Origin of the sequence: Candidatus Galacturonatibacter soehngenii (assembly GCF_008830185.1) — a bacterium.
Lineage (GTDB): Bacteria > Bacillota > Clostridia > Lachnospirales > Lachnospiraceae > Lachnotalea > Lachnotalea soehngenii.
Genome location: NZ_WAGX01000005.1, coordinates 936,855 through 963,247, shown reverse-complemented (window position 1 = coordinate 963,247; position 26,393 = coordinate 936,855). Strand labels below are relative to the sequence as shown.

Here is a 26,393-nt window from a genome sequence, read left to right as displayed (position 1 = left end):
ATGAATGTAGTATTATTAACAGCTGGAGGAACTGGAACGAGAATGCAAAATAGTGTTCCAAAGCAGTTTATTAACGTGGATGACAAACCACTAATTATCTATACTATGGAAAAGTTTGAAAAACATCCTAGTATAGATTATATTTGTGTTGTATGTTTGGAAGGATGGCATGAAATACTAAAAGCATATGCAAAGCAGTTTAATATAACGAAGTTAAAATGGGTAGTGACAGGTGGAGTAAATGGCCAGGATTCTATTCATAATGGATTAAAAGTACTTGAGCAGGAATGTGATGCAGACGACTTAATAATGATACACGACGGAAATAGAGCAATGGTTTCTCAAGACATTATTTCGGATTCTATCCGAATTTGTAAAAAAAATGGTTCAGCTGTTGCTGCAATTCCTTGTACAGAGGCAATTTTTCGTTGTGAAGATGAAGATAATACTTTTTCTGTTGACTCGATACCAAGAGAGTCTGTTGTAAGAACTCAAACTCCACACACGTATCCTCTAAAAAAATTGCTATGGGCACATCAGCAGGCTGAGTTAAAAGGAATTGAAAACACTGCTGCTTCTTGTGTGCTAATGCAACAACTAAATGAAGTCGTATATTTTTCAGCTGGGTCTGAGAAAAATTTGAAAATAACTACCAATGATGATATGCAGATTTTTAAAGCGTTGTTACGTGTTGGAGAATAATCGGAGGTAGAAAATGCTTTTAGACAATGCGAAATATAAAGAACAGATAGATTCTGTTGTCAAACAAGGCGGTTTATCCTTAGAAAAACTGAAGGAAAGCTCCTTTATGATAACGGGTGCAGCTGGGATGTTAGGTTCTGGTTTAGTAGATATGCTAATCTATTTGAACGAGGTTTACCAATACAATATTAAGATATTTGCACTAGGTAGAACAGCAAGCAAATTGCGTGATAGGTTCGGTGAGTATGTTGATAGAAAATATTTTAATCTAATTAACTTTGACCTTAGTAAAGAGTTACACTTGGATCAGGATGTCGATTATATTATCCACGCGGCGAGCAATGCAGATCCATATATGATGGCAAATTATCCTGTAGACACACTTCTAACAAATGTAGTGGGAATGAACAATGTTTTGGATTTAGCAAGAAGGAAAAAGTCAAGAAGAGTATTATATGTTTCGTCAGGAGAAATGTATGGTCAACCAGATGATACACTATCGAATGGTTTTCATGAAGAGTATTGTGGAGTTGTTGATTATTCAAATCCAAGGTCATGTTATCCTTCTGGTAAAAGAGCTGCTGAAGTGCTATGTCAAAGTTACATCACTCAATATGATGTAGACGTTGTCATCGTGCGTCCGTGCCATTGTTATGGACCAACAATGACTTCAAGTGATAGTCGTGCAATGTCTCAATTTTTCCGTAAAGTTTTACAAGGAGAGGATATTGTATTGAAAAGTGATGGTAGTCTTGAAAGGTCTCACTGCTATGTACTAGACGCTGTTAATGCGATGATGTACGTATTACTTGAGGGTGAGAAAGGAGAAGCCTATAATATAGCAGATAGTGAGTCAAATGCAAGTATCAAAACAATTGCCACCTTAATTGCACAGCAAAAACAAAAATCTGTAGTATTTGATATCCCTAGTGATATAGAAAAACAAGGATTTTCAAAGGTTGTAAAAGCAGTGTTAAATTCTAATAAGCTTATGAATATAGGATGGTTTCCTCTAATTCACTTGGACGAAGGGATTAGAAGTACACTGAAAATCTTAGAAGATACCGAGGAAATGTAAAATGAGTAAAGTTGGAAGAACGATTTCAGAAGGACAATTTTTAAAAACAATTTTTAAAAAACCACTTGCATACGCAGATAGAGCGCTTGCCAATATATATAATTATTTTAAATTTTGGCATAAACCAATTAATAATCATAAGATTATGATGCTGACTTCTAGAGGTAGTTATAACTGTCATCCAAGAGCAATTGCAGATGAAATTATTAGACAAAAGTTACCTTACGAAATTGTATGGGTAGTTAGAACAGAAAATATTGAAAGCAAAGAAAACTTTCCTAAAAATGTGAAAATAATCTTGCGTGGTTCCAAAGAGTTTTATGAGGAGGCAGCGACGTCAAAAGTTTGGATAGATAATTCGGTTACTTTTTCTTATTTATTTGCCAAAAAAAGAAAAGAGCAAGTGTTGATTCAAACATGGCATGGAACGTTTGGCCTTAAAAAGTTTGATGAAACTGTAAATAATAATAAATATTGGATTAAAAAGGCATACCAAGAAGGGGCGCAAACAGATTATTGCTTGACAAATTGTTTGTTTGAAGAAGAGCTATTTCGTTCTACTTTTTGGAAAAATGCAGAAATGCTGCCATATGGTCATCCAAGAAATGATATATTGTTTAAAAGTGATACCATAGAGGTAAAACAGTTGGTTCATGATATAAGAAAAAGATATAGATTAAATAATGAGGAACGTGTTTTACTATACGCACCTACATTTCGTGAAGAACAAAATTCTGATTTATATGAGCTTCCTTATGAAGACGTTATAAAGGCATTAGAAGAACGTTTCGGAGGAAAATGGGTCATTATGGTTCGTTATCATTTCATGGATAGAAAATTAAAAAGTTTGGATGCAGGAAATCCTTATGTAATTAATGCAACCGAATATCCTGATATTCAGGATTTAATGCTACTTGCAGATATTGGTGTGACAGATTACTCGAGTTGGATTTATGATTACTTTTTTACGAAAAAGCCGGGCTTTTTATATGTACCAGATATAGAGGAATATACAAAAAAAGACAGAGAATTTTTGTTTCCTATCGAAATCACGCCATTTCCGATTGCAAAGAATCAAAGGGAGTTGTGTGATCAGATAGCGTGCTTTGATGAGAAGAAATATGACATAGATTATCAGAGATTTTATCAAGAAATGAACTGTTATGAAGATGGACATGCAGCGGAGCGTGTTGTTGACAAGTTGAAGGAAATAATGGGATAGAAATTATTGCAGAGTTAAAGACGCTTTCAATCTTAGGTTTTAAGCAAGTTAAGTAGAATTAAGAGGAAGTATATGTATAAAATAAGTAATTTTTATAGTCAAAAAAAAGGTTTAATATTAAATTTAATGGACTTAACATATTTATTTATTTTAGGTTTATATATAGTACGTAAAGTTTTTGATAGAACCATGTTTGAGCTTAACTGGCCAGACTGGTATTATTATTATTTGCGTATTGCTATGATTGCGTTTTTAATTCTAAAAATTATAGTGTACGATATTAAAAGTATTAAATTTCTGATATTTGATACTTTACTTTTCATTGTATTTTATTATGTATATAGAGGAACAGGATATATTTTTTTACTGGAGTTAGGTTTTTTTATTTTAGCAGCTAAGGATATTGCTTATCAGAAAATTCTAAAATTTTATTTTGTGACTGTTTCTTTGGTTATGCTGATAACTATATTAGGAGCCTTGACAGGATGTATACAAGATTTAATATTTGTTGGAAATAATAAATTCGAACATGCATTTGGTTTTGTATATACTAATAATTTTGCGGCGCAGATTTTGTTCTTGACTATTACATATTTAGCTTGGAAAGGAAAAGTACCAAACTATTTATTTAATATTTTTTTGCTATTTTTAGCATGTGTACTATATGAATACACAGGTGCAAAAAATAGTTTTGTATGTATGATATTAACTGTTCTAGGGGGACTATATGTAAAATATTCTGACAAAGTAATATTAAGTGCAAAACCAATAGGAATGTGGAGCATGATAAAATTAAAAGTGTTTCAAATTATTGATGTTTGTCTTGTTTTTATTCTTCCTATAGCTGCATTAGTGTCATTAGGTTTTACTCTATTATATACTCATGATAATGTATTAATTAATAAGATTAATTTAATTTCTTCTGGGCGTTTGAAACTAGGTAAAGACGCAATAGAAAAGTATGGAATTAGTTTATGGGGAACTCCTTTTAAGATGATAGGTCTCGCAAGGAATTATGTAGCTAGAATAGATTATAACTTTGTGGACAGCTCCTATGTCATGATTTTTGTAAGATACGGAATTGTATTTTTTGCATTCACTATTCTTGGCTTTGTGTATTTGGCAATCAAAGTCAAGAGGACGCAAAAAAGATATGTGTTAGTATTATTAGGTATAATGTCATTACAATCAATAATGGAACATCATTTATTAGAGGTATTTTTTAATCCATTTGTATTACTTATTTTATCAAACTTTAATATGTCGGTTAATAATAGTATTGCTGATGTAAGCGTGGAAAATAATCGAAGAAAAGGAAAATATTTTATTGGTATAGCGTTTATAACACTTTTAATAGTTTTTCATTCTAAGCTTATTGCATATGCAAGAACACTGGTTACATTGTTAAAGCTAAATGAGTCTGGGAGACACATTTATTTTATTTTTGGAGTGTTGAGTATTGGAGGCGTATGTATATTTACAATATCCATGTTATGGAATCTATGTTATACTATCAGAGAAAGAAAAAAAGACAAGTGTGTATATTGGTTTGTTGTTGGAAGTGTATTTGGTATAATTCTTTTTAGTATGCAATTTTTAGTATGTAATACTCTTATGAGTAAAAGAGCAACACAATATAAGGAGAGAATTCAAGCGAGTAATTATGTTTTTGAACGGTTAGAACAATTAGATGATTACAACTTGTATATTGATGATATTCCATACCTATATATGAAGTGTAATAAAGCGGATAACGACATATTGCCTGGGACTCCATATAAAACAAATGTAAAGAGAGCAGCGGTTATAACAAAAGCAACAAATGAAATGGTTAACCTTTTAAAGGTTGGGTATATGTGTGGACAAATCTCGGATACAGAGTATATTTATACAAATGATGAAAAATTAGTGAAAATACTTCAAGAGTCTGGTATAAAAATGAGTGACTACTATGCTTTGAAGCAAAATTTAGATTTAAGAAAACTAGCTAAAAAAAACAAACTGTCTATTGATAGTGATAATGCAATATTAATTTCTGGAAGTACAAAATCAGTATCTAAAGGTTTGGGTTTAACAATTTACAGTGGATTAGTTAGAGTAAATTATGAATTAGAGCTTCTTAATACTGATGTTAGCCAAGGTGAAGTAGCAAGATTAAAAGTCACTTCCTACAATGGAAAAAAGCTTTTAATAGTAATGCCAGTTTATAAATCAGACTTTGATGAGAATGGACAATATATAGCAACATTAGATTGCTCCATTATAGATTCAGTTGGAGTAGATTTTCTAATTATAGCGAATGGAGAAGCAAAACTAAAACTAAAATCCATAAGCTATGAAAAAATAGGTAAATATTAAACGCACTCAAAAAAACAGAGAAATTTTCCCTATCGCATTTTTAATTGCAAAGAATCAAAGGGAGTTGCGTGATTAGATTACCTGTTATTCTACTTACTATAAAGATATAAACTATAAAATATAATAAAAAGAGGGTATTGTATATTTCGTTAATAAAAGACAATACTGAAAGGAGAAATAATAATGCAGCATGTATTTATAGTTGGTTCAAAGGGAATTCCTGGTGCATACGGTGGCTATGAAACTTTTGTGGATAAACTAACAGAATATCATCAAAATAACTCGAGGATTAAATATCATGTAGCATGTAAGGGGAGAGATAATTTAGAATTTGAATATAATAATGCACGCTGTTTTAAAATAAAAGTACCAAATATAGGATCGGCACAAGCAATCTATTATGATTTAAAAGCGCTTTCGGAATGTTGTAAATATATAAAGAAAAACAATATAGATAATCCAATTGTATATGTTTTAGCTTGTCGAATAGGTCCTTTTGCATTACATTTCAAAAGAAAATTACATAAATTAGGTGGTAGCCTATATATAAATCCAGATGGGCATGAGTGGAAGAGGGCAAAATGGAGTTTACCTATCAGAATGTATTGGAAATTTTCAGAAAAAATGATGGTAAAGCAAGCAGATTTAGTGATTTGTGATAGTATAAATATTGAGAAATATATTCAGGACACGTATAAGCAATATAGCGTAAAGACTAAATATATTGCTTATGGAGCAGAAACGAAGAGAAGTATTATAAGTGATGATAACCCTAAATTAATAAAATGGTATCATGAAAAGGGTATAGTTGCGCACAATTACTATCTTATTGTTGGTAGATTTGTACGTGAGAATAATTATGAAACAATAATTTGTGAATTTATGAAATCTAATTCTAATAAAGACCTAGTAATAATAACAACTGCAAATGATACATTAATGGATATGCTTGAGAATAAGTTACATTTTAAAAGTGATAAAAGAATTAAATTTGTCGGCACGGTATATGACCAAGAACTCTTAAGAAAGATAAGGGAAAATGCATATGGGTATCTTCATGGTCATGAGGTTGGAGGAACCAATCCCTCTTTGCTTGAAGCTTTGAGTAGTACAAATTTGAATTTATTACTAGATGTTAATTTTAATAGAGAGGTTGGGAGTTGCGCTGCTATTTATTGGAGTAAGGAGCAAGGTGATTTATCAAAATTAATTGATAAAGCAGATAAAATGAATAACGATTGTATATTGCAATTTGGAATAAGTGCGAAAACAAGAATAAAGGAAAACTATAGTTGGGAGTATATTGTTAATTGTTATGAAGAGGTATTTTTATGCAAGATATAATGATTTCTATTATTGTTCCTATATATAATTCGGAAAAAACTCTTGAAAGATGTATAAATAGTGTTTTAAAACAGGAATTTAGGGATATTGAATTAATATTAATAAATGACGGAAGCATAGACACCAGTCTACAAATATGTAGAATGTTTGAAGAGACTGATAGTCGAGTAAGGGTTGTTGATAATTCTAATAAAGGTGTATCCTTTTCAAGAAATTATGGAATCGAGAACTGTGTGGGTGAGTATATATTTTTTTTGGATGCTGATGATTGGCTTGCTGAAGGGGCATTGAAAAAAATTTCACTCACATTAGAAAAGCACCCCGATATAGTTTTTACTAGTTTTTATAAAGAATATAGATATAAACATCAATATATTACGATATCTGAGAAAGAAGAGGCTGTATATACATGCTGTGAAAAGGAGTTTAACCCATATCATACAAGAATATTAGGAACTGTGTGGGGAAAGTTGTATAGAAGAGAATTTATAGGTAATAACAGATTTAATGAAGACCTAAATCTTTGTGAAGATGCAGAATTTAATTATAGACTAATAAAAGGTGCAAAGCTAATGATTTATTTGAATTTTGCAAGTTATCATTATGTTTATAGCTCTTCATCCACAATAAGAATGTACAATCCTAAACAATTAATGCAATATCAGAAGGCACTTATTGAGATTAGAAAAACGGTAGTAAGTTTAAGTGAAGATGAGATAACTTCTTATTATATATTTGTTTGTAATGTGTTTGCTGTTTTAGTTATGAACAATATCTTTAGTATAAATAATAAAAAAACGTTTAATGAAAAGAAAAAAATTCTATATGATATATATGAAAACGAGATATTTAAAGAAGGTATTAATAATGTTAAGATATGTATGCTACCAAAACCTCAAAAAGTGTTAGTAAAATTAGCTAGAAAAAGAAAAAATTTTTTGATTTATATTTTATCAATCGTCAATAATATTAGAGGTAAAATATTGTATCAGTAAGGAGTTATGATGAGAGTACTACATGTTACTGAAGTTCTTGAACCCGCAGGAATAGAATCATTTATTATGAATATGTATCGCCATATAAATAAAGAAAAGGTACAGTTTGACTTTTTTGTTACAAGAAATCAAAAAGAATTTTATGATGATGAAATTACATCCCTAGGTGGAAAGAAATATTGTGTGGATTGTACTGATGTTAAAAATGTTATTTTGCGTATCTATAAAGAAGCAAGGATGCTTGAAAACTTTTTGAAAAGCAATAAGTATACTATTGTTCATATTCATACTACGACTCCTTTAAGAGTGCTATATCTTATTGCAGCTAAAAATGCGGGTGTAAAAACAAGAATAATCCATTCGCATAGTGCTGAAATAAATGATAAGCCTCTATTTAAAAAGTGTACTTACTGGTTGTTTAAGCAATTAATTCCGTTATACGCTACGCACTGTTTTGGATGTTCAAAGGCAGCTTCAAGATGGTTATTTCCAACATATATATGGAAAAAATATAAAGATATTATATTCTATAATGGAATAGATACGGATGTATTTTCTTTTTCAAATAGTGTAAGGGAAAAATATAGAAATGAACTTAAACTTGGAAGTGAATACACGATTATTCATGTAGGAAGGTTTTTGGAACAGAAGAACCAAAAGTTTCTAGTTCATGTTTTTGCAGAACTGTTAAAAAGAGAAAACAATTCAAGATTGTTGTTATTAGGAAAAGGTCCCTTACGAAGAGAAGTTGAAGAAGAGGCATCTGCATTGGGAATCAGGGATAAAGTTGATTTTTTAGGTATTAGAGACGACGTGCAAAATGTTTTACAAGCAGCGGATTGTTATGTGATGCCATCTCTTTATGAAGGATTACCGGTTTCAGCTATTGAAGCTCAAAGTTGTGGTCTACCTTGCGTTTTTTCTACGAATATTACAAATGAAGTTCAGCTATGTGAAAGAGTTAGTTTTTTGTCACTTAAGGCATCAATTACAGAATGGGTGGAAGCCATACTAAAACATAAGGAGTCAAATAGAATAAATAATGCATCAGAAATTGTAAAGAAATGTGGATATAATATTCAAGATTGTGCAAATGCATTACAACAAATATATGAAAACAGTCGTGAGAGGATTGGTTAAGATGATTGATAGTAAATTATCATTAAAAGAGTGTATATCTATTGAAAAACATTTATATAAAGGCATAGGCTATAAAGGGAAAATTCATTCATATATTACCCAGTGTGAGGTGGGTAAAATTGTTCAATACATGCAGGCATTGCGTAAGGATGAATACTATTCCAATATTAAAAGAACGCCATGGGCTAAATTAATGAACTTGATTTTTAGGAGAAAGCACAATAGACTTGGGATTAAACTAGGAATAAACATTCCGATAAATACATTTGGTAAAGGTCTACTTATATATCATTCTCAAGGCATTGTTGTTCATAAGAACGCCCGATGTGGAGAGTTTTGTAAGCTTCACGGTCTGAATTGTATTGGAAATAAAGGTATAGAAAGTGGTAGTAGAAATACACCCACTATAGGAGATAACCTTGATTTAGGCGTTGGTGCAGTTATAATTGGCGGCTTGGTTTTGGGAAATAATATAAAAGTTGGGGCAAATACATTGGTTTGCCATTCCTTCAGCGAGAATGATATTACATTGGTAGGTGTACCAGCACGTGTCTTAAATAATAATAATTAGTATGGGGGCATAATGAGTATATATTTATTAGTTGTTACATTAACAACAGGTTTGGGTTACTTATATCAACATGTAAAAAAAGAACAAAAGAAAATTATTTTCTTTCTGCTAGTTTTAGTACCTAGTATTGTTGCGGGGTTAAGAACTGTTGGGACAGATTATTTTGGATACATGCAAAGATATCAATTAGTTCAAGATGGAATTAAAATTGATTCCATTGGTACTAATTTAACAGTTACATTTTACAAGTTGATGAAATTAAATGATGTATTGGGAGGATCGTATCAAACATTTATTTTTATCATTGCATTTATAACAATTTATATAGCTTTTTATTTAATATGTAAACTAGAGGAATATATTTGTATTCCAATGGCTATTTTTTCATATATGACAATGTTTTATTTAATGTCCTTTAACATTTTTAGACAAGTATTAGCTGCAGAGATTTTCGCACTAGCAATTTATTACTTTATCTTGGCTAATAAAAAACTTTTTTTATTATTTATTAGCTTGTCTATTCTAATTCATTCATCAGTATTTATATATTTGGCTGTTTTTTTTGCTATGCCATTAATTCAGATGAAAAAGTTTCGTTATATCCGTTTATGGATTTATGCAATATTATTGGCAATGGTATTTTCATTGCCAATGATTCCAAAGTTTGGATACTATATTGCAGATAGATTTTCTCATTATGCTTATTACTTTATGCATTTTCATTACCAAGGTATCGGACTAGGTTTTTTACGATATATTATATTGGTTTTATTGCCGATAATATGCATTTTAGTTTCAAAAAGACGTAATCACAAGATAGATAAAATATTAAATGTGTATTTTTTCTTAACAATTATCGGTACTATATTATGGATGATTTCATATGTTTCAACAACATTTCTATATAGAAGTGCATATGTAGGATTAATAGTACTTCCCTCTCTACATGGATATATCACCAAGTCAGTTAAAAAGACTTATTTAAGAATAGGAGTAACAATTATATTAGTATGTGTGTTAAGCTTTTTTTGCTGGTATGATTACATATATTTGAATAGTGGAGAGGTTAGGAATTATAGTTGCTTTTTATATAATTAAAAATAGGAGGTTATTCATGGAACGTACATTTGTAAGCGTTATTATGCCTGCATTTAATGCAAATAAAAAATATATAAAAGAAGCTGTTTTGAGTATTTTAAATCAAACATATGCGGATTTTGAATTAATTATTATAGATGATGGATCAAATATACCTGTATCAGAGCTTATATCGGATATAAATGATTCAAGAATAAAAATAATAACTAATGAAAAAAATATGGGGTTACCATTTTCATTAAATAGAGGGATTAAAGTTGCAGTTGGAGAATATGTTTTTAGAATGGATGCAGACGATATTTGTGTTAATACTAGATTAGAGAAACAAGTATCTTTTTTAAATAGCAATTTAGATATAGATATTGTAGCTTCATACGCCCTTACATTTGGAGCTATTAAGAAGCGTTATAAATCAAAGACTTTAGATAAAGAAATTAAAGCTGAAATGTTTTGGCAAAATCCCATTGTACATCCAACAGTTGCATTTAGAAAAAGTTATTTTGAAAAAAATAAAATAGAGTATTCAGATGAGTATTTAGCAGAAGATTATGAACTTTGGAGTAGATTAGCGTTTGAAAATCACTGTAGATTTCATGTAATTCCTGAAACCTTATTATACTATCGAATGCATGATTCACAAGTTACGTCAAAAAAAAGAGAAAAGTTGTTGGAAAGTGAGGAAAAGATATTTAAAAGGAATTTGAAATTACTTAATATTAATATTAGTGACAGTAATTTTGAAGCTTTATACAAAATCAAGAGTAATCATTCAAGTTTTGTTGACATTGTTTTAGCGCTTAATACAATGAGATTGATTCGACGGTCAATCAAAAGTGAACTATCAAAATCTATACTAATGATGATTTTTTTAAAAAGTGCTATTAAAAATTTACTAAAGAAGTAATTGGTAGATGCGAAGTTAAATATTTTTATTAGTTTGTTAGTGTTACTTACTAAAAGGAAGAGTGGAAAGGAGTTTAGAATGATTCCCAAAATAATACATTATTGCTGGTTTGGGGGAGGTACTTTGCCAGAAAGCGATAAGAAGAACATTGAATCATGGAGAAAATATTGCCCTGATTATCAAATTATTGAATGGAATGAGGAGAATTATGATATAACGTCTTCTAAGTATATGAAAGATGCATATGATAAAAAGAAATGGGGGTTTGTTCCTGACTTTGCTAGATTTGATATTGTTTATAAATATGGTGGTTTCTATTTTGATACAGATGTAGAGATTGTGAAATCTTTAAATCCACTACTTGGCTATAGAGCTGTGATGGGGTTTGAGAAAATGGATTCAGTGAATGGTGGACATGGTTTTGGCGCTGAACCTGGAAACGATATTATAAAAGAATTGCGAGATATGTATTTTAATTTAAATTTTATATTAGAAGATGGAAAATTAAATTTAACCCCGTCCCCGGTATATATAACAAAGCAACTACAGTCGAAAGGACTAAACTTAAACAACACGATTCAGAACTTAGGAAACATGACTGTTTTGCCAACTGATTTTTTTTGCCCTTTAGAATATGATACAGGAAAATTAAGAGTTAGTAGTAACACATTCAGCATCCATTGGTTCAATGCATCTTGGTTAGACGAAAAAAATAGAAAAAGAGTAATAATTGAAAGAAAAATTAAAAATCTATTAGGTCATAAACTTGGAGGTAGTATTTCTGATGGATATTGGAAAATATGTAGGTTGACAGATTTGTATAAAGAGAAAGGAAGTATAGCCGTGCTTGATAAGATATGTTCAAAAGTAACGGGTAGAAAGCAATAAATGATATGAAGAGAATTTTTAGAGGTTTTTTATATATTAGAGATCTCTTTAAACTAAAAAGAATAGTAAAAAGTGAAAAAAGTAAGACGTTATTAAATAGCAAAGATGTAGTTATCTTGAATACAGCTAGAAATAGTGATAACAAGGGTGACTATATAATAATGGATTATTCTTTACAGCAACTAAACGACTTGGGATTTAATTGTGATAAACAGATATCAACCCATGAGTATATAGCTAGTGAATGGGATGATATAGAAGATAATGATTATAGAATAAAAATTATTTGTGGTACTAATTTGTTATATGGGAGTATGAATCATGAGAGAAATTGGAAATACCCAAGTGATTTAAGAAAAATACAAAACTGCTGTTTGCTTGGCGTTGGATGGGGAACATACGAGCGAAAGATTAATTATTATACTAAAGTTTTTTATAAGTATATTTTGAGTTCTCAATATACTCATTCAGTGAGGGATATGTATACATATGATAAGCTTCGTAAGATTGGTATTAATAATATTCTATATACTGGGTGTGTTACAATGTGGAAATTGACGCCAGAATTCTGTAAAACTATTCGGACTAAAAAAAGTAATGTTGTAGTAACAACACTTACAGATTATAACAAAGATGTAGAAAATGATAGGTTTTTAATTGAAACGTTAATCGAGTCCTACGAAAAAGTATTTTTTTGGGTTCAAGGTAAGAACGATTTAGAGTATATTTCAAAATTGGTGGATGTTAACAACTTAAGTCTTGTTTTTTCTTTGGAAGAATATGATTCGTGTCTTAAACAACAAGAAATTGATTATATAGGAACACGCCTACATGCGGGAATTAGAGCATTAAATAACAAATGCCGTTCCTTGATTATATCTATAGACAATAGAGCACGTGAAATATCCAAGGAAACAAATTTACCAATAGTTGAGAGAGATAATTTGAAAAATGAATTGTTAAGATATATTTTTAATGACTGGAACACAGAAATTAGAATTCCACAAGAAAATATTAGAAAATGGAAAGAGCAGTTTTCATATGAAGGGAATAAAATGTAAATATGAATGAAAGTAGATTATATAATTCAATTCGAAATATTTTTTTTGGGTTATTCAATAAAATTTTATTAATCATAATGAGTTTTATCAATCGTACATTTTTTATTCGGTATTTATCGATTGAAATTTTAGGAGTAAGTGGATTATTTTCCGATATTTTAATGATGTTATCAATGGCTGATTTAGGATTAAATGTTGCTATGTCGTATAGTTTTTATGAACCATTAGCACAAAATAATCAAAAAAAGATTATTCGATTAATTAATTTTTACAAGAGGATATATAGTTGGATTGCAGGAGCTGTATTTATTATAGGTATTTCTATTACTCCATTTTTAAATTTGATTGTTAATACAGATAAAGAGGTTGTAAATCTAAAATTTTATTACATTCTATATGTATTAAATTCTGTTTGTTCTTATTTATTAGTATATAAGTCATCTATAATAACAGCAGATCAAAAAGGTTATATTGTTTCGGAATATTCAATTATTTTTAGTATTCTGAAACAATTTATTCAAATTTTAATTCTGATATTTACAAAAAACTATATACTATACCTAATAGTAGGTATAGTTTTACTGTTACTCCAAAATATTTGTATTTCTCGTAGAGTGGACAAATTATATCCTTATATCGTAGGAAATGATTTAAAGCTTAATTTTAATGAAAAGAAGGAGATATTAAAAAATATTAAATCAATTTTCATATATAAAGTTTCTGGAATACTACTAAATGGAACAGACAATACAATTATATCTATTTTTATTGGTACAATTTGGGTAGGTATATACTCAAACTATAATTTAATTATTAATTCTTTAAATTCTTTTATTGATATTTTGTATTCTTCTGTTACAGCAAGTATTGGAAACATAATCGCTTCTGAATCGGCACAAAAAGTATATAATGTATTTCGTATGATGCAGAGTGTCAGTTTAATACTTACTTACGTAACAACAGTATGCTTTTCTTTGCTAATTAATGACTTTATTACATGGTGGCTTGGCGAGTCCTTTACGGTTAATAACTTAACAGTTTGGGCTGTGGTGTTAAATTTTTACTTAGCAGGAGTACTACATCCAATTTGGTCATTTAGAGAAGCAACAGGCTTATACCAAAAAACTAAATATATTATGCTGATTTGCGCTTTCTTAAATATTATACTTTCAGTATTAGGTGCTCAATATTTGGGAATAGCAGGAGTCATATTTGCTTCTGCATTATCAAGGATTTTAACATATTTTTGGTACGAACCTAAATTATTATTTAAAGATTATTTCTGTGAAAGGTTATATCATTTTTATTTTCCGATGTTGTTAAACTTTTTATTGACAATTATAAGTATAATATTTTTGAAAAAAGTATCTGAATTAATAATAATAGATTCATTGTTAGGTATATTACTTAAATCTGTAGCTGTGGGCAGTTTTACAATGTTAGTATCAATCGCTGTTTACCATAATACGGAGGGTTATAGCCTTTTAAAAAATAAAATTATTAAAATAATTGATAAAAGGAGTTAAAAATGAACAAAGTTAGTATAATTATGCTTGTATACAATGCTCCATATTATGTGAAGCAGAGTATAAAAACACTAAAAGAAAATACTGAAGGGGTAGATTATGAACTAATTGTTGTTGACAATAATTCAAAATGGATTACGAAATTGCTTTTAAAGAGACTAAAACAGAAAGGTTTAATTGATAAGCTGATTACAAATGAAAAAAATATGCTGTTCGCTGGCGGTAACAATATAGGGAGTGAGTATTGTGATTATAATTCTGAATATATCTTACTTTTGAATAGTGATGTAAAAATATTACACAAGAAATGGCTTCAAAAATTAATTGAATTGCATCCATATGAAGGCGGAGTCAGTTCCTATGGTGTTGTTTTAGATGAGCCTCAAAGAGCAGACGGATATTGTTTTTTAATTAATAAGGATTTATATATCAATAATCGCTTAGATGAAAATTTTCAGTGGTTTTGGGGAGTTACAAAATTACAAAGTATATTGCTAAAAAACGGAAAAAGAATTGTATGTGTTGAAAATCATGAAAACATTATTCATCATTATGGAGGGCGTAGCGGTAAAGGATTTAAAGAAGCTAAAGGTATGGGGATAGATATTGAAGAAGTCAAAAAGTGGTTTATAAAAGGTAATGTTGAAATCCTTAAAGATGTTGATATTTAATCTAAACATTGATGTCCTTCGCTGTATGTTGCTGGCCAGTGTTGAGACATCATGTACTTTATAGTGAATAAATGAATATATTGTTATGTAACTAATTTCATTGATTTTTGCTATAATTTACTAGTGAAAAACTTGAATGCCTTGACAGACCAGTAACTCACAGAGTATTATATATCTTAAAGTTCTAATAGTGTAATAGGTATGTTTGCAGATAAATTGTTATAATATAAGGAGTGCCCATCGATGTATCAAAAAAGAAAAGCAGTGGAAAATACGCTTATATTAGTGATAGATATAATTTGTATTTGGCTATGTTTTGGAATTGCATATTGGTGTCGATTTAAAGTTATGTTTGGTACATATGAAACAGGAGACCAGCTATGGCAGATAGCATTTGTAACTATAATTTATAGTATCTTACATTTGTTTGGTAATTTTAATAATCATTTTTTTCAAAGAGGATACTTTGAAGAATTTGTAACAATTATCCGTGAGTTATCAATTTTTTCTATTTTGTGGATTGTTGTTTTATTTCTAATTCATAAAAGCAGTGATTTGTCGCGTCTTGTATATGGTTACTTTATAATAAGCGGTACCTGTGTGATTTATACTGCTCGGATATTGTTTAAACAATTTATGATTAAAATTTTTAAAACCAGTAAATATAGTAACCGACTACTTGTGGTGGCAGATTCTAGTAGTATTAATTTAATAGTTAAAAATCTAATAGAGTACAATGAGTGGAGTAGGATATTAGTCGGTATTGTTTTGACCGATCAATCTATGTTGGGTGAGTGGGTTTGTGGGTTCCCAGTAGTAGCAGATAAGGAGTCTTTAATAGAGTACGTAGTTCATAATAATGTAGATGAGGTATTTATAAGTAGCGCGTCTGTTGCATCAGAAGATCACTTGGAAAAGTGGATATTCGAATTGGAAAACATGGGAGTTATCGTAGATGTAAACATTGATATGTTTGATATTGCATCGAGTGGGAAAAAGACTTTAAATAGAGTTGGAAAGTATGCAGTTGTGACTTTTGCCAGAAATATTTTTTCTAACCGAGAAATGGCATTAAAGAGACTGATTGATATAATTGGGAGTTTAGTTGGAATGGTAATATTAGGTGTCACTACAATTTTTTTAGCACCTATTATAAAATTAGAGTCTCCTGGGCCAGTGTTTTTTGGACAGACTCGTATTGGAAAAAATGGTCGTATCTTTACTTGTTATAAATTTCGGTCTATGTATCAAGATGCCGAGCAAAGAAAAAAGGATTTAATGAAACAAAATGAAGTAAAAGGTCTTATGTTTAAATTAGAAGATGATCCAAGAATTACAAAGGTAGGAAAGTTTATTCGAAAGACTAGCATAGATGAGTTCCCACAATTTTGGAATGTATTAAAAGGAGATATGAGCTTGGTCGGAACGCGTCCTCCAACAGTTGACGAGTATGAACGCTATGAGGTAAAGCATAAATGTCGTTTAAGTATGACGCCTGGATTGACAGGCTTGTGGCAAATCAGTGGAAGAAGTGATATCAAAGACTTTGATGAAGTAGTAAAGCTTGATATGAAATACATTGATGATTGGAGCATATTAAAAGATATAAAAATTTTAGTTTTGACTATTTGGGTGGTTTTGACGGGAAAAGGTTCTAGATAATGAGAGTTGAGCATAAAGGAGATAAGGATGGACAATAGATACGAACAAGAAATAGATTTGAAGGAGTTATTATTTTATATCCTACGCAAGTGGAGACCAATTATGACATTTACATTGATTGCTCTAATTTTACTTGGTGGATATAAGTTTACCAAAGCTTTTCTAACACAGCGGGATCAGGCATATGTTATTACGGTAGAGGAACAGTACGAAAAAGATTTGAAAGAATATATGACATTAAAAGCAGGGTATGAGAGAACGATTAATACTTTAACGAGTAACATTGAATATGAAGAGCAATATGAAAAAGATTCTGTTTTATTTAATATTGATTCAAATAATAAGTGGGTAGCAACTGCTGATATCTTTATTCAAATGGAAGAAATTGATAATAACACTTTTACTGTAGACCCTGCAGATAGTGTAGTAAAGGCTTATAAGTCAGCTATAGATAATGGAAGTTTTTTAGAACAGTTATCAAAAAAAATGAAAATTGAAGCTCCATTTATTAACGAATTGATTGGTGTTGAGGCAGATAATGAAGGAAATATGCTTTCAATTTCTATTACTTATAAGGATGAAGAAGGTGCAAAGGAAATAATAGATACCATTTTAGAAGCTTTAGATTCAAACTATTCACAAGTTTCTAATGGTTTGGGTGAACATAATATTATTATTATGAATCAAAATATAGGCATGGTGATTGATCAAGAATTAGCGGATAGCCAAAAAAAGAGGGTTGCTGATTTAGAAAATATGCGTAAGAAATTAGACGAGACTCAAAAAGCTTTAGATGACTTGGAAGAACCTCAGGAATCTTCTACTTTATCTTTGATTGGTGCAATCAAAACAGGAATTAAGTTTGGTATAATAGGGGCTGTCGCCGGAGCAGCTGTAGCTATGTTTGTTTACTGTTTTATTTATGTGATAAATTCAAAGTTACATTCATCAAATGAACTTAAGAATCGTTTTAATGTAAAGATTTTAGGAGCCTTTAGGCAAGAGAGAAAAGAAAGAGTTTTTTCTCAGGTTGATAACCTTATAGATAAATTAGAGGGAAAAGATTTTACTAGTAAAGAAGATGTTTATAGAAGAATAGTGGCGAATATTTCTAATTATACAGAAAAAGGACAAACAATATTGTTTACGGGAACAGTTAGCAAAGAGGAGATATTAAGTGTGGTTGATAATCTAAGAAAAATGCTCCCGGAATTAGATGTTGTAGCAGAGATGGATATGAATAAGAATCCAGAAACATTAACAAAACTATCACGAGTAGATGGAGTAATCTTGATTGAAAAAGTTGGAAGTTCTAGATATAGTGATATTGAAGAAGAAATAGAAACAGTTTATAGCTTAAATCAAAAATTAATTGGCTGTATTACTATGTAACAAAAAAATAAAGATAGGTCACAAGGAATATCAGCTTATGACCTATCTTTATTTTTGAATGGAAGAGAATGATTCTAATTATATTTTAAAAAGTAGTAATAAACTTTAAGTGAACATCAATTTGACACTTAGAATGAATATGTTATAATTTATTGATACAATTAAAGATAAAATGTTTGAAAAATATATAAATCTATAAGAAGAGGGAAGCAAATGAAAAACAAAGAGATTCTTTACTTAGTAATACCTTGTTACAACGAACAAGAAGTATTACATGAGACAACAAGTAGATTAACCGAAAAACTAAACAATATGATAAATCAGGAGCAAATATCTCCAGACAGTAAAATTCTCTATGTAAATGACGGTTCAAAAGATAATACATGGAAAATCATTGAAGAGTTAAATGCCTCCAATCCACTGATTCAAGGACTTAATCTGGCTCGTAATAGAGGACACCAAAATGCATTGCTAGCAGGGCTTATGACAGCAAAGGAACACGCAGATATGGTGATCTCAATGGATGCAGATTTACAAGATGATATTAATGTGGTAGACGAATTTGTAAAGAAATATTACGAAGGAAATGATATCGTTTACGGTGTTCGAAGCGCAAGAAAAAAAGACACTTTCTTTAAGAAGTTTACTGCACAAGGCTTTTACAAATTAATGCTTATGATGGGAGTTGATTTAGTTTATAATCATGCAGATTATCGTTTGATGAGTAAGAGAAGTCTTGAGAATCTTGAAAGCTTTAAAGAAGTAAATTTATTTTTAAGGGGTATCGTTCCACAGATTGGCTATCAAAGTACGATTGTTGAGTACGAAAGAAATGAGCGCTTTGCAGGAGAGTCAAAATATCCTCTTAAAAAGATGCTCGCCTTTGCTACCGATGGAATAACATCATTTAGTATAAAACCGATTCGAATGATTACAACGATTGGTATCCTAATATTTTTAGCAAGCATTTGTATGGCTTTGTGGTCAATTATTCAACATTTTAGAGGTGTAACAACAGCAGGCTGGACCTCTTTAATAGTATCCATATGGGCAATTGGTGGGCTTCAAATATTAGCAGTAGGCATTGTTGGAGAATATGTTGGTAAAGTTTATTTAGAAAGCAAACACAGACCAAGATATATCATTGAAAAATATTTAAAATAATAAGAGGTAAATAAGTTATGAAAACTTATGGCATTATTATGGCAGGAGGGGCAGGCACTCGATTTTGGCCTCTAAGTCGCAAAACAACTCCAAAGCAGCTTCTTAATTTAAGTGGAAACGGACTTATGATTAATGAAACCATTGATCGTATATCAACTATTATTAAAAAAGAAGATATTTTTATAGTTACCAACACAAAGCAAGCGGATAGAATGAAAGAATTAGTAGAAGATGATATAAGAAGCGGACACATTTTATCAGAGCCTGCACAAAGAAATACATCTGCTTGCATAGGATACGCAGCAATAGAAATTATTAAAAAATATGGTGATGGAGTGATGTGCATATTTCCCTCCGATCATTACATAAAGGATGAAGAACGTTTTCATACTGTTTTATTAGAAGCAATTGAAGTAGCTAAACAAGGCGAAAAGCTAGTAACAATAGGTATTACTCCAACATTTCCATCGACTGGCTATGGTTATATCAAATTTGATAAGACTCAAGAAGGTTCTATCAAAGATGTAGAGACATTTGTAGAAAAACCAAATCATGAAACCGCAATAAAGTATTTTAAAAGCGGTGAGTTTTTATGGAACAGTGGAATGTTTGTGTGGAAAGCATCTACTATACTTGAGAACTTTAAAAGATTTATTCCAAGAGTATACAACGAGCTAATGAAAATAAGTGACGCTCTTCATACGGAGAGTGAAATGGATGTAATTCAAGAAATATATCCTAACATTCCAAGTATATCCATTGATTACAGTATTATGGAGCGTTCGGACGATGTAGTCGTACTAACAGGCGATTTTGGATGGAATGACTTAGGAAGTTGGGACATGCTTGGTGCTTTATATGATACCGATGAAAATGGGAATATCATAAAAGGTGATCAGATTAACCTAGAAACAACGAATTGCATCTCATATTCTGATAAACGCTTAATTGCTACGATAGGCATTGAAAATACGATTATTGTTGAGACGGATGATGTAGTGCTAGTATGCAACAAAGAGAAAGCACAGGATGTAAAGAAGATTGTGGATATACTAAAGGAAAAGGGTAAGGAAGAATACCTATAAAACAAACACGTGGTATAATAGATATCACGTGTTTGTTTTATTTTATTGTACTAGGGGCTTGATTCCTTTGGCTAAATCATATATGATACAAAAAGACAAAAGTTTATTCAAATAAACAAATGGGAGGCAACTATATGAAATATGATTATTTAGTTGTAGGAGCAGGATTATTTGGCTCAATTTTTGCATATGAGGCAAATAAAAGAGGCAAAAAATGCTTGGTTATTGACAAGCGAAATCATGTAGCTGGTAATATCTATACAAATAAGGTTGAAGATATTCATGTACATGAATATGGTGCCCATATATTCCATACGAGCAATGAAAAGGTGTGGCAATACATTGGACAATTTGCAAAATTCAATCGATATACGAATTCACCAGTAGCAGTTTATAAAGATGAACTTTACAATTTACCCTTTAATATGAATACATTTCACGGTCTATGGGGAGTCACAACACCTTCTCAGGCAAAAGAAATGATACAAAAACAAATCAAAGAAAGTGGTATCATAGAACCTAAGAATTTGGAAGAGCAGGCAATTTCTTTGGTGGGTAAAGATATTTATGAAAAGCTAATCAAAGGATATACAGAAAAGCAATGGGGACAAAGTGCTACCGAGTTGCCAAGTTTTATTATCAAAAGATTACCGGTTCGCTTTACTTATGATAATAATTATTTTAATGATTTCTATCAAGGAATTCCAATCGGAGGATATACACAAATCATTGAAAAAATGTTAGAAGGAATAACGGTAGAATTAAATACTGATTATTTTTCGAACAAAGCCAAGTTAAACACATTGGCTGAAAAGATTGTATTTACTGGCATGATTGATGAATTCTATGATTATCAATTCGGTACATTGGAGTATAGAAGTTTGCGCTTTGAAAGCGAAACGCTAGAGGAAGATAATTTCCAGGGAAATGCGGTTGTGAATTATACAGAATATGAAGTTCCTTATACAAGAATAATTGAGCATAAGCATTTTGAATTTGGTATGCAGCCAAAGACTGTAATTACAAGAGAATATCCAAAGACTTGGGAAAAAGGCGATGAACCCTACTATCCTGTAAATAATGAGAAGAATAATAAGGTGTATGAACAATATAAGCAGCTTGCCACGCAAGAAGAAAAAGTGATTTTTGGGGGAAGACTAGCCGAATATAAATATTATGATATGCATAATGTGATAGAGCAGGCACTAAATTGTGTAGAGAGAGAATTAAATATGTAAAAATGGTTGGGGAGGATTTGAATGAACTACAAGGTAGTCTATCGTAACTGGTTAAATAATGCTTATTTTGATGCAAACACAAGAAAAGAACTCAGTGAACTAACGAAGGAAGAAGAAATACAAGATCGTTTTTATAAGGATTTGGACTTTGGGACAGGAGGACTAAGAGGGATCATTGGAGCAGGCACCAATCGAATGAATCGATATACCGTCAGAAAAGCAACGCAAGGACTCGCTAACTTTATTCACAAAGAGGGGAAGGCAGGTAACGGTGTTGCAATTGCTTATGATTCAAGAAATATGTCTTTCGAGTTTAGTGAAGAGGCCGCTTTATGTTTGAATGCCAATGGAATAAAAACCTATCTTTTTGAAAGTCTACGTCCTACACCAGAGCTATCGTTTGCAGTAAGAGAATTAGGTTGTATTGCAGGAATTGTGATAACAGCCAGTCATAATCCACCAGAATACAATGGATACAAAGTGTATTGGGAAGATGGTGCGCAGATTACAGCTCCCAAAGATAGCCAGATTATTGCAGAGGTAAATGCAATTACAGATTATGCAAAGGTACAAACAATGACAAAGAAAGATGCGATGGAACAAAATCTTTATCATGTAATTGGTGAGGAAATGGATCAAAAGTATTATGCTGCGTTAAAGAAGCTGGTCGTAAATCCTGACGTAATTAGGCAGGTAAGTAACGATATTAAAATTGTATATACCCCTCTTCATGGAACTGGTAACATTCCCGTTCAATCAATCCTAAAAGAAATTGGTTTTAAGCATGTTTATGTGGTGAAAGAGCAAGAATTACCCGATGGAAATTTTTCAACCGTTCGCTATCCAAATCCAGAAGACAAAAATGCTTTCACATTGGCACTTCAATTGGCAAAAAGGGTGGATGCGGATCTTGTACTTGCAACGGATCCAGATGCGGATAGACTTGGAATCTACGTAAAGGATTGTAAAACTAATGAATACATTGCCTTTACTGGAAATATGTCTGGTGCACTGATATGTGAATATTTGCTTTCAGCAAAAAAAGAAAGAGGAATTCTCTCCAAAAATGGAGCAATTGTTGATACCATTGTTACTACCAATATGACGGAGGCAATTGCCACGCATTATGGACTAACGCACATTGAGACGTTAACAGGCTTTAAATACATTGGAGAACAAATCAAAATATTTGAGGAACAACAAACATACCATTATGAATTTGGCTTTGAAGAAAGCTATGGATGTTTGGTTGGAACTCATGCAAGAGATAAAGATGCCATTGTGGCAGTCATGAGTCTTTGTGAGGCCGCAGCTTATTATAAGAGTAAGAATATGACGCTATGGGATCAGATGCTTCGTATCTATGAAAAATACGGCTATTATCAAGAGGTATTGAAGTCGGTTACCCTAAAAGGTGTAGATGGTTCTATACAAATGGAAGATATATTGAATGGATTAAGAACGAATACACCAATCCGAATCGGTAATAAGAAGGTGTTGTATTTTAGAGATTATAAAGCGGGATTCATTAAAGATTTAAAGACAGGAGAGAAAAGGGATACCAATCTACCCGCATCGAATGTATTATATTTTGAGATGGAGGAAGATGCTTGGTGTTGTGTCAGACCATCTGGAACGGAACCAAAGATAAAGTTTTATATTGGAGTAAAAGGCGATTCCTTAGAGGATGCTAAGAAAAAATTAAAAGAGTTTACGGATGCTCTTATGTCAATGATAGAATCCTAGTTACTGTTAGAAAAAGTAAAAATAATAACCCTAATTGTAAAATTATTAGATTTTGCACTTAGGGTTATTTCGTTCTTTACTTTCTATATTTTAACACTCCATGTATTGCGTAAGAAGCAAAACAAGCCCAGCTTTTAAAAAGTCCAAAGCCCATATACCGATAGACTTTATACGTCATTTTAGCAGAGTGTAGCTTGCTCCCAGACTTTCCAGAATTACTTAAGCGATATTTTAAAAGTGGCTCATTTACTGCGCAGGCTTTTTTATATTTTTGTAAGATTTTTAACCACATAATATAGTCTTCGTGGCTATCTTCGTGCTCCATTGGAAATTCTAAGGCTACATCTCGAAGCATAACCACAGAGGAGCAATTGATTAAATTATGTTTTAACATCATAGAATACGTAATATTCTCGGGAACAGGAATGACTTTTCCTGTCAAATTACCATCAGGTGTCATAAGTTCTCTGGCCGTACTGCATAAGACTCTCTGTTTTGCCAAAAGAGCATCTAGCTGTCTTGATAATTTATGAGGAAGCCAATAATCATCTGCATCCAAAAAAGCAATGTATTTTCCCCTTGCCATGGCTACACCTTTATTTCTAGAGGCAGCAGCACCGAGATTACTTTCGTTTTTTACATAAATTACATTAGAATGGGTTTGATAGTTTACTTGTACCTTCTTCGTATTGTCTGTCGAGCAATCGTCTATGATAATTAGCTCTAAAGGAACATCTTGAATAAGTACGGAATGTATTGCTGTATCAATAAACTTCTCTGCATTATAGGCCGGCATGATAACCGAGACCAGTGGTTTTTCCATTATACTCTCCTTTTTATGCATTGAGCCGATAGAATATTTACTTTGCTATCCCATCAGCTCAACATTTGTATCTAAGTTCAATTTGTTTTAATTCTTCTATGATGAGGATATATCATCTGAATTATTTTTAACAGCGGTCTTTTGCCATTGTTCAACACCTTCAGTATTTTCTTTCTGAAATAGTATTTTAAAGGTCATTAAAAGTAATTTAAAATCTAACCAAATAGAATAATTCTCTACATACATTAAGTCAAGTTTCAACTTATCATAAGGGGTTGTATTATACTTTCCGTAAACTTGTGCATAACCTGTAAGACCTGCCTTTACCTTTAAACGAAATGAAAACTCTGGAATATCTTTTTCATATTGCTGGGCGATAATAGGACGTTCTGGTCTGGGACCTACTAACGACATTTCGCCCTTTATAATGTTGAAAATCTGAGGTAACTCATCAAAATGAATGTTTCGAAGAACTCTACCAACTGGTGTTACACGATCATCATTTTTCATGGCAAGTCTTGCACCATGTTTTTCTGAATCCATTTTCATACTTCTAAACTTATATATCATAAACTTCTTTCCATTTATGGTGAGGCGCTCTTGTTTGTAAAAAACGGGGCCTCGATCATAGCATTTGATTAAAAGAGCGATGATAATCATAAAAGGAAGAGCGATAACTAACATTAGAATCGAAACAAAAAGATCTAGGATTCGTTTGGCAAAGGCTTGTTCTAAATTTAAGCCACTATTTCTTGAAAGAAGAAGTGGAGAATCAAATAAATGTATGCTATCAGAACCAAGAATTATAATATCGGATAACTTTGGTGTTACATAAACTCGAATGGAATATTTAAAACAAAACTTTAAAATGTTATTTCTTATCTGTGAAGGGACATCACAGATAATTACGGCTTCATAACCTAGAATTTTTTCCATAATGACATCTTCGCCTTCACTTATATGAACGCTTTCTTGTATATCGTATTTGTCTTTACGGCGGCTCATCTTTTGAATCAGCGAAGTAGATTCTCTATCTCCATACACCATGATAATCTTGTGAGGAGGATATAATTTCATATATACATACTTACTAATAAGTGCCCAGGCGCATATGACTCCAATATCCACTGATATTACAAATAAAATCGGGGTAAAGCTCATGATGGAGCGTCCAATCAAACAAATCTGAGCATACGTAATTAAATTCACTAATATCATGGATAATATCTGTGAAAAAATCACATCAGATAGTCGAAGATATCCAATCTTAAATCCACCATAAACACGTGAGAAAAAGTATAATAACACGATATATAAGATAATTACGACCCAATGCCCACGTCTCCAATAGCGTAACGATTTTGGAAGCATTTGATTATAGTAATTCATCCATACATTCCAAAATACTAAGGCCTGCAACGCAATAATCGCAGTCATTTCTATAAAAATAATCACTCGTTTAAATTGTTCTCTATTATTATTCAAACTGAATACCTCTAATTCTTCCTTTTCATAAACAAAAATTGTCAAAAAATTTAAACTTCTAATTCATATTCAGAGTTAGTGTAACAGAGGTAAAAATACTTGTCAATATTGTTGCTAAAAAATGTAAGGAGTAGGTTAAATAAGATGAGAAATGAATATGTATTTTATGTAAAAAAGTGAGAATTATGTAAAAATATTACTTAGTTTCCAGAAACTTAAGTAAATATTTAAGATTTTAAA

At 31.2% G+C, this 26,393-nt stretch carries 22 protein-coding genes; 20 read left to right on the top strand and 2 right to left on the bottom strand.

Annotated features, from left to right (window positions below):
* The 20 genes from F7O84_RS11925 to F7O84_RS11830 all read left to right on the top strand — a co-directional run bounded on the left by F7O84_RS11925 (position 1) and on the right by F7O84_RS11830 (position 23,845).
* Entirely contained in the window at positions 1-702 is a 702-nt protein-coding gene (locus tag F7O84_RS11925; protein WP_151145367.1) for an IspD/TarI family cytidylyltransferase, read from the top strand.
* Positions 703-715: 13 nt separating this feature from the next.
* A complete protein-coding gene (locus F7O84_RS11920; protein ID WP_151145364.1) occupies positions 716-1,780 on the top strand; it encodes an NAD-dependent epimerase/dehydratase family protein in 1,065 nt (354 codons plus the stop codon).
* A gap of 1 nt (position 1,781) precedes the next feature.
* A complete protein-coding gene (locus F7O84_RS11915) occupies positions 1,782-3,002 on the top strand; it encodes a CDP-glycerol glycerophosphotransferase family protein (protein ID WP_151145362.1) in 1,221 nt (406 codons plus the stop codon).
* 72 nt (positions 3,003-3,074) lie between these two features.
* Positions 3,075-5,360: a hypothetical protein gene (locus tag F7O84_RS11910; protein ID WP_151145358.1), complete on the top strand. Its 2,286-nt coding sequence runs from the start codon at positions 3,075-3,077 to the stop codon at positions 5,358-5,360.
* A gap of 183 nt (positions 5,361-5,543) precedes the next feature.
* Positions 5,544-6,704: a beta 1-4 rhamnosyltransferase Cps2T gene (gene cps2T, locus F7O84_RS11905; protein ID WP_151145355.1), complete on the top strand. Its 1,161-nt coding sequence runs from the start codon at positions 5,544-5,546 to the stop codon at positions 6,702-6,704.
* Complete coding sequence (locus tag F7O84_RS11900) at positions 6,692-7,699, top strand: glycosyltransferase family 2 protein (RefSeq protein WP_151145352.1); 1,008 nt, start codon at positions 6,692-6,694, stop codon at positions 7,697-7,699. Before cps2T ends, F7O84_RS11900 begins: the two co-directional genes overlap by 13 nt.
* A 9-nt stretch (positions 7,700-7,708) precedes the next feature.
* On the top strand, positions 7,709-8,839 hold the full coding sequence (locus F7O84_RS11895; protein ID WP_192451737.1) for a glycosyltransferase family 1 protein: 1,131 nt from the start codon (positions 7,709-7,711) through the stop codon (positions 8,837-8,839).
* 1 nt (position 8,840) lies between these two features.
* The gene (locus tag F7O84_RS11890) at positions 8,841-9,410 is read left to right on the top strand and encodes a serine O-acetyltransferase (RefSeq protein WP_151145346.1); all 570 of its coding nucleotides are present in this window, start codon (positions 8,841-8,843) and stop codon (positions 9,408-9,410) included.
* Between the two features lie 12 nt (positions 9,411-9,422).
* On the top strand, positions 9,423-10,508 hold the full coding sequence (locus F7O84_RS11885; protein ID WP_151145343.1) for an EpsG family protein: 1,086 nt from the start codon (positions 9,423-9,425) through the stop codon (positions 10,506-10,508).
* A gap of 16 nt (positions 10,509-10,524) precedes the next feature.
* On the top strand, positions 10,525-11,412 hold the full coding sequence (locus F7O84_RS11880; protein WP_151145340.1) for a glycosyltransferase: 888 nt from the start codon (positions 10,525-10,527) through the stop codon (positions 11,410-11,412).
* 78 nt (positions 11,413-11,490) lie between these two features.
* The gene (locus F7O84_RS11875; protein WP_151145337.1) at positions 11,491-12,300 is read left to right on the top strand and encodes a glycosyltransferase family 32 protein; all 810 of its coding nucleotides are present in this window, start codon (positions 11,491-11,493) and stop codon (positions 12,298-12,300) included.
* 5 nt (positions 12,301-12,305) lie between these two features.
* Positions 12,306-13,361: a polysaccharide pyruvyl transferase family protein gene (locus F7O84_RS11870; protein ID WP_151145334.1), complete on the top strand. Its 1,056-nt coding sequence runs from the start codon at positions 12,306-12,308 to the stop codon at positions 13,359-13,361.
* Between the two features lie 2 nt (positions 13,362-13,363).
* Positions 13,364-14,887 (top strand): lipopolysaccharide biosynthesis protein, encoded by a 1,524-nt coding sequence (locus F7O84_RS11865; protein ID WP_192451736.1) that lies wholly within the window; start codon positions 13,364-13,366, stop codon positions 14,885-14,887.
* Positions 14,888-14,889: 2 nt separating this feature from the next.
* On the top strand, positions 14,890-15,558 hold the full coding sequence (locus F7O84_RS11860; protein ID WP_151145332.1) for a glycosyltransferase family 2 protein: 669 nt from the start codon (positions 14,890-14,892) through the stop codon (positions 15,556-15,558).
* A gap of 243 nt (positions 15,559-15,801) precedes the next feature.
* A complete protein-coding gene (locus tag F7O84_RS11855) occupies positions 15,802-17,220 on the top strand; it encodes a sugar transferase (RefSeq protein WP_151145329.1) in 1,419 nt (472 codons plus the stop codon).
* Positions 17,221-17,247: 27 nt separating this feature from the next.
* Complete coding sequence (locus F7O84_RS11850; protein ID WP_151145326.1) at positions 17,248-18,612, top strand: YveK family protein; 1,365 nt, start codon at positions 17,248-17,250, stop codon at positions 18,610-18,612.
* Between the two features lie 213 nt (positions 18,613-18,825).
* Complete coding sequence (locus F7O84_RS11845) at positions 18,826-19,776, top strand: glycosyltransferase family 2 protein (protein ID WP_151145323.1); 951 nt, start codon at positions 18,826-18,828, stop codon at positions 19,774-19,776.
* A gap of 17 nt (positions 19,777-19,793) precedes the next feature.
* The gene (locus F7O84_RS11840) at positions 19,794-20,861 is read left to right on the top strand and encodes a mannose-1-phosphate guanylyltransferase (RefSeq protein WP_151145320.1); all 1,068 of its coding nucleotides are present in this window, start codon (positions 19,794-19,796) and stop codon (positions 20,859-20,861) included.
* A gap of 134 nt (positions 20,862-20,995) precedes the next feature.
* Positions 20,996-22,099 carry a UDP-galactopyranose mutase gene (gene glf / locus F7O84_RS11835; protein ID WP_151145317.1) on the top strand — a complete coding sequence of 368 codons (1,104 nt, stop codon included), beginning with the start codon at positions 20,996-20,998 and terminating at the stop codon, positions 22,097-22,099.
* A gap of 21 nt (positions 22,100-22,120) precedes the next feature.
* Complete coding sequence (locus tag F7O84_RS11830) at positions 22,121-23,845, top strand: phospho-sugar mutase (protein ID WP_151145314.1); 1,725 nt, start codon at positions 22,121-22,123, stop codon at positions 23,843-23,845.
* Between the two features lie 76 nt (positions 23,846-23,921).
* On the opposite strand, the gene F7O84_RS11825 is transcribed toward F7O84_RS11830, so the two are convergent.
* Positions 23,922-24,668, bottom strand: a complete 747-nt coding sequence (locus F7O84_RS11825; RefSeq protein WP_151145311.1) for a glycosyltransferase family 2 protein — start codon at positions 24,666-24,668, stop codon at positions 23,922-23,924.
* Between the two features lie 96 nt (positions 24,669-24,764).
* Entirely contained in the window at positions 24,765-26,153 is a 1,389-nt protein-coding gene (locus tag F7O84_RS11820) for a sugar transferase (RefSeq protein WP_243140881.1), read from the bottom strand.
* Positions 26,154-26,393 lie beyond the last annotated feature (240 nt).

What these genes read in the sequence shown, in the direction of transcription:
- F7O84_RS11925 (WP_151145367.1), top strand. Translation starts at nt 1, where the DNA reads ATGAATGTAGTATTATTAACAGCTGGAGGAACTGGAACGAGAATGCAA.
- F7O84_RS11910 (WP_151145358.1), top strand. Translation starts at nt 3,075, where the DNA reads ATGTATAAAATAAGTAATTTTTATAGTCAAAAAAAAGGTTTAATATTA.
- F7O84_RS11890 (WP_151145346.1), top strand. Translation starts at nt 8,841, where the DNA reads ATGATTGATAGTAAATTATCATTAAAAGAGTGTATATCTATTGAAAAA.
- F7O84_RS11840 (WP_151145320.1), top strand. Translation starts at nt 19,794, where the DNA reads ATGAAAACTTATGGCATTATTATGGCAGGAGGGGCAGGCACTCGATTT.
- F7O84_RS11845 (WP_151145323.1), top strand. Translation starts at nt 18,826, where the DNA reads ATGAAAAACAAAGAGATTCTTTACTTAGTAATACCTTGTTACAACGAA.
- F7O84_RS11870 (WP_151145334.1), top strand. Translation starts at nt 12,306, where the DNA reads ATGAAGAGAATTTTTAGAGGTTTTTTATATATTAGAGATCTCTTTAAA.
- F7O84_RS11865 (WP_192451736.1), top strand. Translation starts at nt 13,364, where the DNA reads ATGAATGAAAGTAGATTATATAATTCAATTCGAAATATTTTTTTTGGG.
- F7O84_RS11915 (WP_151145362.1), top strand. Translation starts at nt 1,782, where the DNA reads ATGAGTAAAGTTGGAAGAACGATTTCAGAAGGACAATTTTTAAAAACA.
- F7O84_RS11900 (WP_151145352.1), top strand. Translation starts at nt 6,692, where the DNA reads ATGCAAGATATAATGATTTCTATTATTGTTCCTATATATAATTCGGAA.
- F7O84_RS11875 (WP_151145337.1), top strand. Translation starts at nt 11,491, where the DNA reads ATGATTCCCAAAATAATACATTATTGCTGGTTTGGGGGAGGTACTTTG.
- F7O84_RS11880 (WP_151145340.1), top strand. Translation starts at nt 10,525, where the DNA reads ATGGAACGTACATTTGTAAGCGTTATTATGCCTGCATTTAATGCAAAT.
- glf (WP_151145317.1), top strand. Translation starts at nt 20,996, where the DNA reads ATGAAATATGATTATTTAGTTGTAGGAGCAGGATTATTTGGCTCAATT.
- F7O84_RS11860 (WP_151145332.1), top strand. Translation starts at nt 14,890, where the DNA reads ATGAACAAAGTTAGTATAATTATGCTTGTATACAATGCTCCATATTAT.
- F7O84_RS11825 (WP_151145311.1), bottom strand. Translation starts at nt 24,668, where the DNA reads ATGGAAAAACCACTGGTCTCGGTTATCATGCCGGCCTATAATGCAGAG.
- F7O84_RS11855 (WP_151145329.1), top strand. Translation starts at nt 15,802, where the DNA reads ATGTATCAAAAAAGAAAAGCAGTGGAAAATACGCTTATATTAGTGATA.
- F7O84_RS11850 (WP_151145326.1), top strand. Translation starts at nt 17,248, where the DNA reads ATGGACAATAGATACGAACAAGAAATAGATTTGAAGGAGTTATTATTT.
- F7O84_RS11830 (WP_151145314.1), top strand. Translation starts at nt 22,121, where the DNA reads ATGAACTACAAGGTAGTCTATCGTAACTGGTTAAATAATGCTTATTTT.
- F7O84_RS11895 (WP_192451737.1), top strand. Translation starts at nt 7,709, where the DNA reads ATGAGAGTACTACATGTTACTGAAGTTCTTGAACCCGCAGGAATAGAA.
- F7O84_RS11885 (WP_151145343.1), top strand. Translation starts at nt 9,423, where the DNA reads ATGAGTATATATTTATTAGTTGTTACATTAACAACAGGTTTGGGTTAC.
- F7O84_RS11920 (WP_151145364.1), top strand. Translation starts at nt 716, where the DNA reads ATGCTTTTAGACAATGCGAAATATAAAGAACAGATAGATTCTGTTGTC.
- cps2T (WP_151145355.1), top strand. Translation starts at nt 5,544, where the DNA reads ATGCAGCATGTATTTATAGTTGGTTCAAAGGGAATTCCTGGTGCATAC.